We start from the raw sequence: 13,365 nt of genomic DNA, 5'->3' as shown, positions 1-13,365 counted from the left end.
ACACCCCCCATCCGAGAGGCAGTCCGTATGAGCCGCGCCCCCGAAGTCCCCCATCGACGACTGCTGCTGAAGGGTGCCCTGGCCGCGGGCGCCCTGGCCGTGACCCCCACAACCGCCGAAGCCGCCCCGCGCCCGAAGAAGGCCGCGCCCTTCGTGAACCCGCTCGTCCGCAACCGCGCGGACCCGTACATCCACCGTCACACCGACGGCTCCTACTACTTCACCGCCACCGTCCCCGAGTACGACCGCATCATCCTGCGCCGCTCGCGCACCATCAACGGCCTCACGAATGCCGACGAGTCCGTCATCTGGACCAAGCACCCGACCGGTGTCATGGGCGCCCACATCTGGGCGCCCGAGATCCACCGCGTGGGCGGCAAGTGGTACATCTACTTCGCCTCCGCGCCCGCCGAGAGCGTCTGGGACATCCGCATCTGGGTCCTGGAGAACTCCAACCCCAATCCCTTTCAAGGGACTTGGGTGGAGAAGGGCCAGATCAAAACCGCCTGGGAGACCTTCTCCCTGGACGCCACCACCTTCTCCCACCGGGGCACCCGCTATCTCGCCTGGGCCCAGCACGAGCCCGGACTGGACAACAACACCGGCATCTTCCTGTCGAGGATGGCGAATCCGTGGACCCTGACAGGTCCTCAGATCCGGCTCTCCACCCCGGAGTACGACTGGGAGTGCGTCGGCTACAAGGTCAACGAAGGGCCCTCGGTCATCGCCCGCCACGGCCGGCTCTTCCTGTCCTACTCGGCCAGCGCCACCGACTACCACTACTGCATGGGCCTGCTCACCGTGGACGCGGACGCCGACCTCATGAACCCGGCGAGCTGGTCCAAGTCGCCGACCCCCGTCTTCACCAGCAACGACACCACCAGGCAGTACGGCCCCGGCCACAACTGCTTCACCGTCGCCGAGGACGGCCGCAGTGACGTCCTCGTCTACCACGCCCGCCAGTACAAGGAGATCGTCGGCGACCCGCTGAACGACCCCAACCGCCACACCCGCGTCCAGAAGCTCGGCTGGCACGCGGACGGCACCCCGAACTTCGGCACACCGGTGGCGGACACCGCCACGAACACGGAGGTCGCGTCATGAGACGTGCATACGCCGTACTGCTCGCCCTGTGTCTGGCCCTGGCCGGCGCCCTCGCGACCGCCGGACCGGCCCAGGCCGCCGCGCTGACCGTCCCCAACGGCGTTCAGTTCACGGACACCTCGGGCAACGCCGTGCACGCCCACGGCGGCGGGGTCATCAAGGTCGGCTCCTACTACTACTGGTTCGGCGAGGACCGCAACGCCGACAACACCTTCCGGTACGTGGACGCCTACCGCTCCACCGACCTGAAGAACTGGGAGTTCAGGAACCACGTCCTGACCCAGTCCAGCGCCGCCGAGCTGGGGACCGCCTACATCGAGCGGCCCAAGGTCGTCTACAACGCGTCCACCGGCAAGTTCGTGATGTGGATGCACAAGGAGAACGGCACCGACTACAGCGAGGCCCGCGCGGCCGTCGCCGTCTCCTCCACGGTCGACGGGAGCTACACCTACCAGGGCAGCTTCCGCCCGCTGGGCGACAACATGTCCCGTGACATCACGACCTTCGTCGACACCGACGGCACCGGCTACATGGTCTCGGCCGCCAACGAGAACTACGACCTGCACATCTACCAGCTCACCGCCGACTACACGGGCATCGCGAGCCTGGTCGCCAACCCGTGGGTCGGTGGACACCGCGAGGCACCGGCGCTGTTCAAGCGGGGCAGCGTCTACTTCATGCTCACGTCGGGCGCCACCGGCTGGAACGCCAACCAGCAGCAGTACGCCACCGCCACCTCCCTCGCCGGCCCGTGGACCGCGATGACGAACGTCGGCGACTCCACGGCCTACAACTCGCAGACCGCGTACGTCCTCCCGGTGCAGGGGACTTCGGGCACCTCGTACCTCTACATGGGCGACCGCTGGGGCAACTCCTTCGGCGGGACCGTCAACGACTCGCGGTACGTGTGGCTGCCGTTGACCTTCCCGAGCTCCACCACGATGTCCATGTCCTGGTACCCCGAGGTCACCGTCGACACGGCGGCCGGGACGGTCGGCGGCACGAGCGCCACGTACAACACGCTGATCGCCCGGCACTCCTCCAAGTGCGCCGACGTGACGAGCCAGTCGCTGTGGCAGGGCGCCCAGATCAAGCAGTACGACTGCAACGGCGGAGGCAACCAGAAGTACTGGTTCAAGTCCGTCGGCAGCGGCTACTACCAGCTGGTGGTCAGGAACAGTTCCCTGTGCGTGCAGGAGAACGCGAGCACGATCAGCCAGGAGAACTGCAGCGCGTCCGCCACGAGTCAGCAGTGGTCGCTGACCACCACCGGCTCGTACGTGAACATCAAGTCCCGCGCGAGTGGTAAGTGCCTGGACGTGAACGGCGCCTCCACCGCCAACGGCGCCGCCATCATCACGTACACCTGCGGAACAGGCACCAACCAGCAGTGGACCAGGGGTAGTTAGCAGTCGATCCCATGACGCACCGCCGAGGAGCGGGGTGACCCGCCTCGGCGGTACCCGTCGCCCCGGAGATCAAAGACTCGGGCAACGGGACCTCACTCCCGGGCCGCTCGGGAAGAGGCACCCACTACTGCAACGGCACGCAGCAGGCCGCGGGCTCCACGGGCGACGACTCGACCGGCGCCAAGCTCACCGCCTGCAACGGCGCCGCGTCCGACTCCTACTGGGACGGCTCCCATCTCCTGGCCGCCGACACCCAGAACATCAACGCCCGACGCGTCGGCTACCGCTCGGACCAGAGCTGCCCCCGGCCCGCAGGAACGGGGCCCGGCGCGTCGAGCGTCGGGCCACCGTGCCGACCAGGACGTCAGGACAGGAGGTCGATCGCGTCGATCGACGTGCCCGCACTGAGGAAGGACGTCGACCCCGAACCGCTCGCCACATAGATCTTCAGCGTGTTGTAGGCGCTGGTGTCCGTCAGCCAGGCGGACGCCGGCACGTTGTAGGTGAACGTGTAGTTGTTGCCCCGGTACGAGCCCACGGTCAGCGACCGGGTGCTCGGCTGGGTGGGCGGCGAGGGGACGGCGGAGGTCCAGGTGTCGTTGACGACGACCTGCGGGCGGCCGTTGGCGTAGGCCGTCGTCACGCCGATGCGCAGGGTGTGCGCGGCGGCGGCCTGGGCGGCCGTCAGCTTGAAGTAGACGATGATCCCGCTGTTGACGTCCTTCCACAGATAGCAGGGGAAGGACGAGGTCTCGGTGCCGCTGCCGACGATGACGTTCCCGGTCCAGGAGGAGGCGCGGGCATCGGACGGATGGGCGTACGTCATCAGGTCGGCGTTCTTGAAGCCGCTGGGCGTGCCGTTCCAGTCGTTGATGCGCCAGATCGCGCTCGCGTTGCTCGGATCGTTCGAGGACGGGATCGCGATGGAGTTGAGGGTGGTCGTGCCGCCCGCGCTGACACTCACCGAGCTGGTGTAGACGGCGAGTTCACCCTTGAAGACGGTCAGTGTGTACGTTCCCGGCAGCACGCCCCCGATGGAGAAGTAGCCGTCCGACGACCGTGCCGTACCCCAGTACTGGGCGGCGGAGTTGGCGAGTCCGACCGTGTAGGGGTGCGCCGTATTCCGGCCGGTGATGCCGACGCCCGCGACCTTGCCCCGGCCGCTCGCGGGGACGTAGCCGGAGATGCCGAGCGAGTCCGCCCACGAAGTGGTGAGGGTCCCCGGGTACAGCGCGGAGGAGGGGGCGCCGCCGTCGGTGAAGGCGATGACGTAGGGGCCCTGGAGGCCGAAGCGCTGGGCCTCCGTCTGGTTCTCGCCGTAGTAGAGGATCTCGTACAGGCCACCGCCGTCCGCGCTCTGGTGGCGCAGGAGGGAGCGGTAGAACGGGCCGCCGGAGGCCTTCTCGTGGTTGGAGCGCACGATGTACAGGCCGACGCTGCCGGTGGTCCAGCCGACGTAGTTGTAGTCGATCACCCGCGCCTTCGCGTAGTGCTTGGAGCGGGTCTGGCCGTCGGACTTCGCGAAGACGTCCTGGGCCTCGATGGTGGTGGGCGCGTAGGTGTACGAGTCGGGCTCGTCGTTGAGGAACTTGCCCGCGTTGACGCGCAGGATGTAGCGGGTCGCCGAGACCGAATCGTCGGCCTTGTTGGTCCACAGGTAGACGTTGTTCTCACCGCTGCGGGCCGCGTAGTAGTGCTTCAGAGTGCCGTAGGCGACCGAGATCAGGATTGTCGTGCCGGACTGCTTGATGCTCACGGTGGAGGTGCCGAGCCCGGACTCGATGTGCGAGTTCTTGCCGCCGTAGCCCTGGTACTGCGTGCCCTTGTAGACCAGCGAGGTCAGGTCGCCGTTGGTCTTGCTGACCTTGAAGACGAGGCTCGCGCCGGTGTCGACGACGTAGTTCGAGCCGTCGTCGCTCCAGCCGAAGGTCGCGGCGGACGCGGACTGGGCGAGCGGCCCGGCGAGCGCGGCCGTCCCTGCAGCGGCCGCGGTGCCGAGAACGAAGGTGCGGCGTCCGACCGGTCGATGCACGGGGAATTCGGACATGGGGGTGCCTCCTTCGAGACATGTGGGGGTGGTGCGGGTGCTTTGGAGAGTGACAGTTGAATCGATTTCGCGAAAGGGCTTTCGCCTCCTGGAGGTTGGCGATTTTGTGAAATCGGTTCGAGGTCTAGAAAGCGCTTGCAGATGGCGGTACGGTCCGGCGCCAGGTGTTGTCCCCCTGACGGAGGAACCGCGAATGAGACGTTTCAACCTGGCCCTGCTGGCGGCGGTGGCGCTGGCCTCGGGCTTGACGGCCGTACCGGCGCAGGCGCACACCGGACGTCCACTGGGCCTGGAGAACTGCACGGCGGCCGGCTGCCACTTCGACGTCCCGCCGGGCACGTACGACGTGAAGGTCCTCCTGGGCGGCGATGCGGAGTCGCACACCGCGATCAGCGGCGAGACCCGGCGTTCGCTCCTCCCGGAGACGGCGGCCGCGGCCGGTGAGCGGGTCTCCCGCAGCTTCACCGTGAACGTGCGCACCCCGGAGGGCGAGCCGACCGGACCCGACGGCACCCCGGGCCTGGACCTCGTGCTGGGCGGTTCGGCCCCCGCACTCGCCGACATCAAGGTCACCCCCGCCCGGCACGCCCGCCAGATCTTCCTGGTCGGCGACTCCACGGTCTGCGACCAACCCGGCGACCCCTACTCCGGCTGGGGCCAGCAACTGCCCCAGTACCTGCGCAAGGGCGTGTCCGTGGCCAACTACGCCGACTCCGGCGAGAGCACGGTGACCTACCTGTCCGAGCCGCGCCTGTGGGCCACGGTCCAGCCGCTGATCCGCCACGGCGACCTCGTCCTCATCCAGCTCGCCCACAACGACAAGACGACCGACGAGGCGACGTACCGGGCGAACCTGGAGACTCTGGTCGCGGGTGTGAGGGAGAAAGGCGGGAACCCTGTCCTCGTGACGCCCATCGTGCGACGCTGGTTCAACTCGGACGGCACGCTGAACAACGGGACGGCCCTGCTGGTCAACGGCCTCGGGGTGGACCATCCCGCGGTGATCCGCTCGGTGGCCGCGGCAGAGGACGTCCCGCTGATCGACCTGACGGCGAAGACGAAGACGCTGGTGGAGTCCTTGGGAGTGGAGGGCTCGAAGGCGATCTACCTCTACAACGAGAAAAGGGACAACACCCACACCTCCGTACACGGAGCCACCGTGTACGCGGGCCTGGTCCGCGACGAACTGCTCGCACAGGGACTGGTGCCCAAGGGGTCTGTGAGGGTGGGATAGACGCCTGGGGCGTCCCGACCGGAACCGGGGCGCCCCAGGTCTGTGATGCGAGCCGCGAGCCTCCCGGCCCGCGAGCCTCCCGGCCTGCGAGTCTGCGAGTCGAAGAAAGAGAACCGATGCAGTTGCCCCCCGAGGACCGCACCCTCAGTCCGCACACCGGCTACACGCGCGCCCATTGGGAGGCCGTGGCCGACGCCCTGCTCGCCGCGGTGGAGCCGTACGCCACCGAGGACCGCGCCCTCTACCACCTCCCCGGTGACCGGCAGAGCTGGTCCGGCCACCTCTCCGACGGGCTGGAGGGCTACGCCCGTACGCTCCTGCTGGCGGCCTTCCGCCAGGACGGGCCCGCACTCGAGCGGTACGCGGACGGGCTCGCCGCCGGAGTCTCGGGAGTGTGGCCCCGGATCGAGGACCGCAGCCAGCCGTTGGTGGAGGCGGCGTCGATCGCGTTCGCGCTGCGGATCACGAAGCCGCTGCTCTGGGACCGACTGGACGAGGCCGTACAGCAGCGGGCCGCGGCCTGGCTCGGCGACGCGCTCACCGCCGAGGCCTGGCCCTGCAACTGGGAGCTGTTCCCGGTGACGGTCGCCGGCTTCCTGTCGTCGGTCGGCCATGAGCCGGAGGCCTCCCGCAAGGCGATCGACCGCGGGCTTGAGCGCATTGAGCAGTGGTACGTCGGCGAGGGCTGGTACACGGACGGCGACGGCCGCAAGTTCGACTACTACAACGGCTGGGCCATGCACCTCTACCCGGTGCTGCACGCCTGGCTGGCCGAGGACTCCGGGCTTCTGGACCTGTACGGCGGCCGCCTCTCCCGCCATCTGGACGACTACGCCCGCCTGTTCGGCGCAGACGGCGCCCCGATGCACCAGGGCCGCTCCCTGACGTACCGCTTCGCGAGCACCGTCCCGCTGTGGCTGGGCGCGCTGACGGGCCATACCCCGCTGTCCCCGGGCGAGACCCGGCGACTGGCCTCCGGGGCCCTCAAGTACTTCCTGGACCGGGGCGCGGTGGACTCCCGCGGCCTGCTCACCCTCGGCTGGCACGGCCCCAACACCGGTGTCCTGCAAGGCTATTCGGGCCCGGCATCGCCGTACTGGGCGAGCAAGGGCTTCCTCGGCCTGCTCCTCCCGGCGGACCACGAGGTGTGGACGGCGGTGGAGGAACCGGGTCCGGCGGAGCGCTCCGACGCGCTCACCGCGATCGCGGCCCCCAACTGGCTCCTGCAGTCAACGAGTTCCGACGGCGTCGTCCGCCTCCACAACCACGGCAGCGAGGACGTCCGCTACGACCCGTTCTACACCCGCCTCGCCTACTCCACGGTGACGGAGCCCTCGGCGACGTACGACAACAGCCTCATTCTGGACGGCGATCCGAGCCGTACGGAGATCGAGCCGTTGGGGGTGGGGGAGGGGTGGGCGGCCTCGCGGCACGCGGCGGCCGGGGGTGCGCGGGTCTCCAGTGTCGTGCTCGCGCAGGGGGCGGTGGAGGTACGCGCCTTCCTCCTGACCGGGGCCGAGCCCGGGACGCCGGTGCGGGTGACGGGGTGGGCCGCGCGGGACGGTGTCCGGGCCGAACTGCTGCCCGCCGTGGGCCTGGACGAGGAGCTGGGCGGGGTGACGGGGGAGGGGGACACGCTGTTCGTCGCCCTGGCCCGACTCACCGGCGACGCGGATGCCGTGCCGTTGGGCGAGGCGGTGACCGTAAAGGCCGTAGGACCCGGGGAGTTGACGGTGGTGTGGAGCGGGGGCGTCGCGGTGCGGGTACGGCTGGACGACCTGGGAGTGGAGGTCACCGCCGAGGACTGAGCCGTCACAGGCTTCGCGTACGTCGGCGTGACGGGGATGTGCGGTGTGGGCGGGCCGTGACCCTCGGCCTTGCCCCGCTCGGCCGGGTCCCCGGAGAATCCCGGCATGACCTCCGTGATCCGCCACGTGACGATCGACTGCGCCGACGCCTACGCGCTCGCCGACTTCTGGTCCCAGGTCCTCGGCCAACCGCTGCACGAGGAGGACCGGCCGGGCGACGAGGAGGCCCGGATCGAGGGTGCGGGCCTGCTCTTCGTCACGGTCCCGGAGGGCAGGAGCGGCAAGAACCGCCTGCACTTCGATCTCCAGCCTCAGGACCGCACCCGCGACGAGGAGGTCACCCGCCTCCTCGCCCTGGGCGCCACCCTCCTCGACGACCAGCGCACGGGCGACGGTCTGGGCTGGGTGGTCCTGGCCGACCCGGAGGACAACGAGTTCTGCGTGGAGCGGAGTGCGGCGGAGCGGGAGCGCTGAATTCCGGGCCGGCTGGGTGTGCGGGGGCTCCGACCGGCGAGGTCAGAACTGGTTCTCGCCGCCGTTGACGTGCAGGGTGGTGCCGAGCAGGAAGCTGGCGTCCGCGGAAGCGAGGAAGGCCACGGCGGCGGCCACCTCCTCCGGGCGCCCCATCCGCCCGATCGGCACTCCCGCCGCGAGTTCCGCCTTGAAGGGGGCCGTGTTCTCCTCACCGATGGCGCTGTCGACTCCGGGGGTGTCGATCGCGCCCGGCGCGACCGAGTTGACGCGGATGCCCCTGCCCTTCAACTCGTTGGCCCAGGTTCGCGCGAGGGACCGGACCGCGGCCTTCGACGCCGCGTACAGGCCGAAGTTCTCCCTGCCGTCGTCGGCGCGGATGGAGTCGTTGAAGATCACCGAGGCGCCGTCGTTGAGCAGCGGCAGCCCCTTCTGCACGGTGAGCAGCGTGCCCCGGACGTTGACGTCGAAGATCTGGTCGAACTGTTCCCCGGTGGCCTGTGCCAGCGGTGCGAGCGTGGCCATGCCCGCGTTGGCGAAGAGCACGTCCAGGCCCCGGCCGCGGTCCCGGATCGCGTCGTACAGCCGGTCCAGGTCGGCCGGCTCCGATATGTCGCCCGCCACCGCGGTCACCGCAGAGCCGATCGACTCGACGGCCCTGTCGAGCGCGTCCTTGCGCCGGCCGGTGATGAACACATGGGCGCCCTCGGACGCCAGCCGCTCGGCGGTGGCCAAGCCGATTCCCGTGCTGCCGCCGGTGACGAGGGCGGTCTTGCCTTCCAGCTGTCCCATTGCCTGAACTCCCCAACTTAGATACCGATCGGTGCAGAAAGGAACCGTAGCACTTCTGCACCGATCGGTATCGATCCGCTAGGATGGGGTCGTGGAGAGCACCGGGAAAGCGCCGATCGGCCGGCCGAGAGGCTTCGACGCCGACGAGGCCCTGGAACAGGCGATGATGGTCTTCTGGGAGCAGGGCTACGAAGGTGCCAGCCTGACCGACCTGACCGGCGCCATGGGTATCACCCGCAAAAGCATGTACGCGGCCTTCGGAAACAAGGAGGAACTGTTCCGCAAGGTCCTGGAGCGCTACACCGAAGGTCCTGCCTCCTATGGGGACCGCGCGCTGGAGAAGCCGAGCGCGCTGGAGGTGGCCACGGCGTTCCTCGCCGGCTCGGTCGACACAACCACCCGCCCCGACTGCCCTGCCGGATGCCTGGGCGTACAGGGCGCACTGGCCTCCGGCGACTCCGGACAGCCCGCCCAGGACGCCCTGATCGCCTGGCGCGACGACGCTCGCGCCCGCCTCCGCCACCGGTTCCAGCGTGCCGTCGACGAGGCCGATCTGCCCCCGGGCGCGGACCCGGAGCTGCTAGCCCGATACATCATGACCGTGGCGAACGGCATCGCCGTCCAGGCGGCCGGCGGCGCAACCCGCTCCGAACTCCAAAGGGTGGCCGACGCGGCACTGCGAAACTGGCCACCGGTCTGACCGTCGGTGTCCGCGGGAGCGGGTGTATCACCCGGCACGGCACAGGTCACAGGTCACAGGTCACTCTCGGCCAACTGTGCTGCCTTCACCGAGGATCAGCTGGACCGTTCACCCGGCGAGGGCTGGGCCTTCCGTGAACTGGCCCTGCGCCTCAAGGGATCCACGTACGCCAATGCGCTCGGCGACCTGTCATGACCGCGAGTCGGTCCCGAGGAACGTCCGCGTGAGCAGGTCGGCGTAGGCCACCGAGTGCTGAAGGATGCCGAGATGACCGCCGGGAAACTCGACGAAGTCCGCCTGCTGCGCCTTCGCGAGGAACTCGGCGGTGCGATACAGGAGGTGACCGCGCGAGTCGGTCCCCGCGGCGACGGTGAGACGGGCCTGCGACGGGCCCGCCTCCGGGACGTACAACGTGAAGGGGCCGATGACATGCGCGAGGAGGAGCGCCATCGGGCTCGCCAACTCCTCCTCGCGGCTGAGGGGTTGGCCCTCCGGAAGCTCCCCCGCCTCCCGTTCCTCCAGTACGGCGGTCATCCGGGCACCCCCCGCCGCGAGCCCCTTGGTCCGGTAGACCTCGCAGACCTCCCGGAACGCCGCCTGCTGCCGTGCTCCGTCCGGCAACACCCCCACGCACGGCGGCTCGTGTGCGACGACGTGCCGCAGCCGCTCCGCGTGCCGGGCGAGCAGATCGAGGGCGGCCACGGCGCCGGAGCTGGTGCCGAAGACGTACGCCGACTCACCCTCCGGAAGCGTCGCGTCCAGCACGCGCCGCGCGCCGTCGCTCCAGTCCTGGACCCGCTGGTCCTCGACGGGTTCGCCGAGTCGGCCGTGGGCGAGGCCGAGGGGGTCGTACGTGACGACGGTGAAGTGCGCGGAGAGCGCGTCCGTCACCGGGGCGAGGCCCATGGGGTGGCCCGCGCCGCCGGGGATGAACAGCAGCACGGGGCCGTGGCCGGTGATGTCGTAGTGCGGGTCAGTCATCGGTGCTCTCCTCTTGGGGCAAGTGGGGCCAGTTCTCGAGTGCCACATGCAGGGCGTCGACCGCCCTGTCCCAGGACTTCTGCACGTCGCGGGGGGCGCCGAAGCCGCCCGCCGACTCCAGGGCGCAGTAACCGTGGAAGGTGGCGCGCAACAGGCGTACCGCGTCGGTGAGATCGGGTTCGGCGAGGCCGTAGGCGCGGAGCATGCCATACGTGATCTCGGCGGTGCGCCGGAGCGCGGGGGTGCCGGAGATGAGCGACTGGTCCATCCGGGTCTGCGTGGCCGCGTACCGTCCCGGCCGCTCCAGCGCGTATGCCCGGTAGGCGCCGGCGAAGGCGGTCAGCGCGTCCTTGCCGGCCCGCCCCGCGACGGCGACGGCGATCCGGTCGATCATCTCGCCGCCGGCGAGCAGGGCCACCCGGGTGCGCAGGTCCTGAAGGTTCCTGACATGCGCGTACAGGCTCGCGTCCTTCACGCCGAAGCGCTTGGCGAGGGCGGCCAGGGTGACGTTCTCGAAGCCGATCTCGTCGGCGAGGTCGGCTGCGGCCTCGGTGAGGCGGTCGGGGGTGAGGCCTGCTCGGGGGCTCATGGGGGCAGATTACCTAGGACCCCTAGGTTGTCGGCCACTGGTTTTCGGCAGGCGGTAGGAAAGCCCAAGTCCCCTACGGGGGCAGTGGATTCACGCCATGAGCGACGACGAGGAGTACCTGGTCGCGGCTTCCTGCATCCTCGCCACGGCCGGTGAGCTGAACGTCTCCACTTCCCTCGTGGACGACGAAGGCGTGGACCTCGTCTTCCACCGGCGCGGCAGCACCGTGACCCTGGCCGTGCAGGTGACGGCCAGGATGTCCACCGGCGTCCTGGTCCGACAGGGCAGGCTGATGGCCTTCGTCCGGTCGCAGACGTTCCAGCCGCGGTCCGACCTCGACATGCTCTTCGTCGCCGTGGACGTGGAACGGGGGGCGATCATGACGGCATGGCTGGTACCGAGCCCCGCGTTCGCCGAGATGGTGCCCGAGCCGAACAACAAGGGTCGCTTCCGGTTCTCCGCGTCCATGAAGCCGGCCTCCATGGACCGCTGGACCCCGTTCCGGCTGGAGGCGGCCGAACTGCCCCGGCGCATCCTCACTCGACTCGCCGAGTTGGAGGAGGGACCCGCCCCCAGCCTGTAACAGCTGACGAGGTCAGCTCCGCGAGGCGAAGGCGACGAACTCCGACCAGGTGGTGGGGGAGAGGGCGAGTCGGGGACCGGTGGTGTCCTTGGAGTCGCGGACGTGGATGGTGGTGGGGGCGGCGGCCACTTCGATGCAGTCGCCGGAGTCGTCGCCGCTGTAGCTGCTCTTGAACCAGGCCAGTTGAGTCGTGCTCATCATGCTCCTCGCATCCGCTCCAACAGGCTCCGGGAGTCCTCAGGAGTCAGAGCCTGTGAGCGAAGTTTCGCATAGCGCATGTGGAGCATGCTGATCGCTTGCGGCTTGACGATGAACTGGCTGTTCTCCTGGCCCTCGCAGTAGGCAAACCACTCGTTCTCCGATGTCTCCAGCAGCCGGATGGGCCCATTCAGGCCAGGGTGGTAGCCACGCGTCAGCGGCATCACCTGGAGCTCGACGTTGCGCGGCTCGGTGGCTTCCAGCAGGTGCTCGATCTGCTCGCGCATGGCCTCCTCCCCGCCCGTCGGCCGCCGTAGGACATGCTCTTCGACGATGAAACTGAACGACGTGTTGGGCCGCTCCCCGAGCAGCGACTGGCGCGCCAGCCGAGCCGTGACCTGGGCCTCGATCTCCGAGTCGGTGAGCACGGGCACCCGCTCGCGGAACAACGTCCGCGCATACCCCTCCGTCTGCAGCAGCCCCGGAACGAACCGGTTCTCGAAGGTGTACAGGCTGATCGCCACCTCTTCCAGCTCGGCCCATTGCCGGAACCACGAGGCCAGCCCCTTCTCCCGCGTCGCGTGCTTGTAGACCCCCTTGAGCACCCCGAACGCGTCCAGGATCTCCTCCGCCCGGTCGACGAACCGGCGTTGGGGGAAACGGCGGCCCTGCTCGATCGACGCGACCGTGGACGGCTGATAGCCGACCAGTGGGGCGTACTCCTCCTGTGTGTGCCCGGCCCTCCTGCGGAACGCCTTGTGCGCCTCGCCGAACGCCTTCAGGCTGTCGGACGGTTCGGGTTCGTTCGCGATCTTCTCGAGGCCGATGGTCTCGATGGTGCTGTCGGTCATACGGGTAACTCCCGGGTGCCTTGGTGCCTACCCCGCCAGACCACCCATGGTCACGGACCGTCACGGGCACTGTCCACTCCGTGACTCGTACAACCCGTAGCGTACGAGTTTCGTGCCTGGCCGACTCCCCTCCCTCCCGGGACGGTTGGGGCATGCACGCAGAGACCGATCTCCAACCTCCCGCCGCCGTCAGCACGTTCACCCAGCTCTTCGCCTGCACCCCGCCCGGTGCCCGGCGGGCCCGGCGGCTCGTCGCCAACCGGATGGACGTCTGGGGGTACGCCCACGGCGGCGAACCGAACGAGGACGTCACGCTCGTCGTCGCCGAGTTGGCCGCGAACGCCGTACGGCACGGTCGGGTGAGCGGGCGCGGGTTCCGCGTACGACTGCTGCTGCGCGAGGAGTCGCTGCGGGTGGAGGTGAGCGACGCGAGGGTGGACCGGCTGCCGGTGCCGGCGCGGGAGGCGGACGAAGGAGGGCGGGGACTGCTGCTGGTCGAGGCGCTGGCGGAGAGGTGGGGCGTCGAACTCCGGCCGGGCGGGGCGTACAAGACCGTGTGGGCGGAGCTCCGAGTGGGGGCGTGCGGCGGCTGACTCCT

The 13,365-nt window shown here is 69.4% G+C and carries 14 protein-coding genes; 8 read left to right on the top strand and 6 right to left on the bottom strand.

All coding sequences use genetic code 11. From position 1 onward, the window contains the following. The first annotated feature begins 27 nt into the window (after positions 1 to 27). Positions 28 to 1,104 carry a family 43 glycosylhydrolase gene (locus tag ACIRP7_RS29835; RefSeq protein ID WP_403665470.1) on the top strand — a complete coding sequence of 359 codons (1,077 nt, stop codon included), beginning with the start codon at positions 28 to 30 and terminating at the stop codon, positions 1,102 to 1,104. After that, a complete protein-coding gene (locus tag ACIRP7_RS29830; protein ID WP_403665468.1) occupies positions 1,101 to 2,513 on the top strand; it encodes an RICIN domain-containing protein in 1,413 nt (470 codons plus the stop codon). The genes ACIRP7_RS29835 and ACIRP7_RS29830 overlap by 4 nt, the downstream gene beginning before the upstream one ends. Positions 2,514 to 2,877: 364 nt before the next feature. Here the strand turns inward: ACIRP7_RS29830 and ACIRP7_RS29825 are convergent, their stop codons facing one another. Continuing rightward, complete coding sequence (locus tag ACIRP7_RS29825; protein ID WP_403665466.1) at positions 2,878 to 4,560, bottom strand: rhamnogalacturonan lyase B N-terminal domain-containing protein; 1,683 nt, start codon at positions 4,558 to 4,560, stop codon at positions 2,878 to 2,880. 193 nt (positions 4,561 to 4,753) lie between these two features. Between ACIRP7_RS29825 and ACIRP7_RS29820 the strand changes: the two genes are divergently transcribed. The 3 genes from ACIRP7_RS29820 to ACIRP7_RS29810 all read left to right on the top strand — a co-directional run bounded on the left by ACIRP7_RS29820 (position 4,754) and on the right by ACIRP7_RS29810 (position 8,076). Beyond that, a complete protein-coding gene (locus ACIRP7_RS29820) occupies positions 4,754 to 5,794 on the top strand; it encodes a rhamnogalacturonan acetylesterase (protein WP_403665464.1) in 1,041 nt (346 codons plus the stop codon). A gap of 116 nt (positions 5,795 to 5,910) precedes the next feature. Further along, complete coding sequence (locus ACIRP7_RS29815) at positions 5,911 to 7,602, top strand: DUF2264 domain-containing protein (protein ID WP_403665462.1); 1,692 nt, start codon at positions 5,911 to 5,913, stop codon at positions 7,600 to 7,602. Positions 7,603 to 7,707: 105 nt separating this feature from the next. Then, positions 7,708 to 8,076: a VOC family protein gene (locus ACIRP7_RS29810; RefSeq protein ID WP_403665460.1), complete on the top strand. Its 369-nt coding sequence runs from the start codon at positions 7,708 to 7,710 to the stop codon at positions 8,074 to 8,076. Positions 8,077 to 8,118: 42 nt separating this feature from the next. Here the strand turns inward: ACIRP7_RS29810 and ACIRP7_RS29805 are convergent, their stop codons facing one another. Next, a complete protein-coding gene (locus ACIRP7_RS29805) occupies positions 8,119 to 8,865 on the bottom strand; it encodes an SDR family NAD(P)-dependent oxidoreductase (protein ID WP_403665458.1) in 747 nt (248 codons plus the stop codon). A gap of 91 nt (positions 8,866 to 8,956) precedes the next feature. Here ACIRP7_RS29805 and ACIRP7_RS29800 point away from each other — a divergent pair, with 91 nt between their 5' ends. Continuing rightward, a complete protein-coding gene (locus tag ACIRP7_RS29800; protein WP_403665456.1) occupies positions 8,957 to 9,565 on the top strand; it encodes a TetR/AcrR family transcriptional regulator in 609 nt (202 codons plus the stop codon). 189 nt (positions 9,566 to 9,754) lie between these two features. Here the strand turns inward: ACIRP7_RS29800 and ACIRP7_RS29795 are convergent, their stop codons facing one another. Together ACIRP7_RS29795 and ACIRP7_RS29790 are read right to left on the bottom strand one after the other, a co-directional pair. Beyond that, the gene (locus ACIRP7_RS29795; protein WP_403665454.1) at positions 9,755 to 10,546 is read right to left on the bottom strand and encodes an alpha/beta hydrolase; all 792 of its coding nucleotides are present in this window, start codon (positions 10,544 to 10,546) and stop codon (positions 9,755 to 9,757) included. Continuing rightward, positions 10,539 to 11,135 carry a TetR/AcrR family transcriptional regulator gene (locus ACIRP7_RS29790; RefSeq protein ID WP_403665452.1) on the bottom strand — a complete coding sequence of 199 codons (597 nt, stop codon included), beginning with the start codon at positions 11,133 to 11,135 and terminating at the stop codon, positions 10,539 to 10,541. Before ACIRP7_RS29790 ends, ACIRP7_RS29795 begins: the two co-directional genes overlap by 8 nt. A 97-nt stretch (positions 11,136 to 11,232) precedes the next feature. Between ACIRP7_RS29790 and ACIRP7_RS29785 the strand changes: the two genes are divergently transcribed. Then, positions 11,233 to 11,718 (top strand): hypothetical protein, encoded by a 486-nt coding sequence (locus ACIRP7_RS29785; RefSeq protein ID WP_403665450.1) that lies wholly within the window; start codon positions 11,233 to 11,235, stop codon positions 11,716 to 11,718. A gap of 12 nt (positions 11,719 to 11,730) precedes the next feature. On the opposite strand, the gene ACIRP7_RS29780 is transcribed toward ACIRP7_RS29785, so the two are convergent. After that, positions 11,731 to 11,919: a DUF397 domain-containing protein gene (locus ACIRP7_RS29780; RefSeq protein WP_403665448.1), complete on the bottom strand. Its 189-nt coding sequence runs from the start codon at positions 11,917 to 11,919 to the stop codon at positions 11,731 to 11,733. Beyond that, positions 11,916 to 12,767 carry a Scr1 family TA system antitoxin-like transcriptional regulator gene (locus tag ACIRP7_RS29775; RefSeq protein ID WP_403665446.1) on the bottom strand — a complete coding sequence of 284 codons (852 nt, stop codon included), beginning with the start codon at positions 12,765 to 12,767 and terminating at the stop codon, positions 11,916 to 11,918. Before ACIRP7_RS29775 ends, ACIRP7_RS29780 begins: the two co-directional genes overlap by 4 nt. 152 nt (positions 12,768 to 12,919) lie before the next feature. On the opposite strand from ACIRP7_RS29775, the gene ACIRP7_RS29770 reads away from it, so the two are divergent. Next, entirely contained in the window at positions 12,920 to 13,360 is a 441-nt protein-coding gene (locus tag ACIRP7_RS29770) for an ATP-binding protein (protein WP_403665444.1), read from the top strand. Positions 13,361 to 13,365: the final 5 nt, after the last annotated feature.

The organism is Streptomyces sp. NPDC102270 (genome assembly GCF_044766405.1).
Classification (GTDB): Bacteria; Actinomycetota; Actinomycetes; order Streptomycetales; family Streptomycetaceae; genus Streptomyces.
The sequence above is the reverse complement of the archived record's forward strand: the minus strand, read 5'-3'. Positions and strand labels throughout refer to the sequence as shown.

What these genes read in the sequence shown, in the direction of transcription:
- ACIRP7_RS29775 (WP_403665446.1), bottom strand. Translation starts at nt 12,767, where the DNA reads ATGACCGACAGCACCATCGAGACCATCGGCCTCGAGAAGATCGCGAAC.
- ACIRP7_RS29810 (WP_403665460.1), top strand. Translation starts at nt 7,708, where the DNA reads ATGACCTCCGTGATCCGCCACGTGACGATCGACTGCGCCGACGCCTAC.
- ACIRP7_RS29815 (WP_403665462.1), top strand. Translation starts at nt 5,911, where the DNA reads ATGCAGTTGCCCCCCGAGGACCGCACCCTCAGTCCGCACACCGGCTAC.
- ACIRP7_RS29805 (WP_403665458.1), bottom strand. Translation starts at nt 8,865, where the DNA reads ATGGGACAGCTGGAAGGCAAGACCGCCCTCGTCACCGGCGGCAGCACG.
- ACIRP7_RS29830 (WP_403665468.1), top strand. Translation starts at nt 1,101, where the DNA reads ATGAGACGTGCATACGCCGTACTGCTCGCCCTGTGTCTGGCCCTGGCC.
- ACIRP7_RS29785 (WP_403665450.1), top strand. Translation starts at nt 11,233, where the DNA reads ATGAGCGACGACGAGGAGTACCTGGTCGCGGCTTCCTGCATCCTCGCC.
- ACIRP7_RS29780 (WP_403665448.1), bottom strand. Translation starts at nt 11,919, where the DNA reads ATGATGAGCACGACTCAACTGGCCTGGTTCAAGAGCAGCTACAGCGGC.
- ACIRP7_RS29770 (WP_403665444.1), top strand. Translation starts at nt 12,920, where the DNA reads ATGCACGCAGAGACCGATCTCCAACCTCCCGCCGCCGTCAGCACGTTC.
- ACIRP7_RS29835 (WP_403665470.1), top strand. Translation starts at nt 28, where the DNA reads ATGAGCCGCGCCCCCGAAGTCCCCCATCGACGACTGCTGCTGAAGGGT.
- ACIRP7_RS29790 (WP_403665452.1), bottom strand. Translation starts at nt 11,135, where the DNA reads ATGAGCCCCCGAGCAGGCCTCACCCCCGACCGCCTCACCGAGGCCGCA.
- ACIRP7_RS29795 (WP_403665454.1), bottom strand. Translation starts at nt 10,546, where the DNA reads ATGACTGACCCGCACTACGACATCACCGGCCACGGCCCCGTGCTGCTG.
- ACIRP7_RS29820 (WP_403665464.1), top strand. Translation starts at nt 4,754, where the DNA reads ATGAGACGTTTCAACCTGGCCCTGCTGGCGGCGGTGGCGCTGGCCTCG.
- ACIRP7_RS29825 (WP_403665466.1), bottom strand. Translation starts at nt 4,560, where the DNA reads ATGTCCGAATTCCCCGTGCATCGACCGGTCGGACGCCGCACCTTCGTT.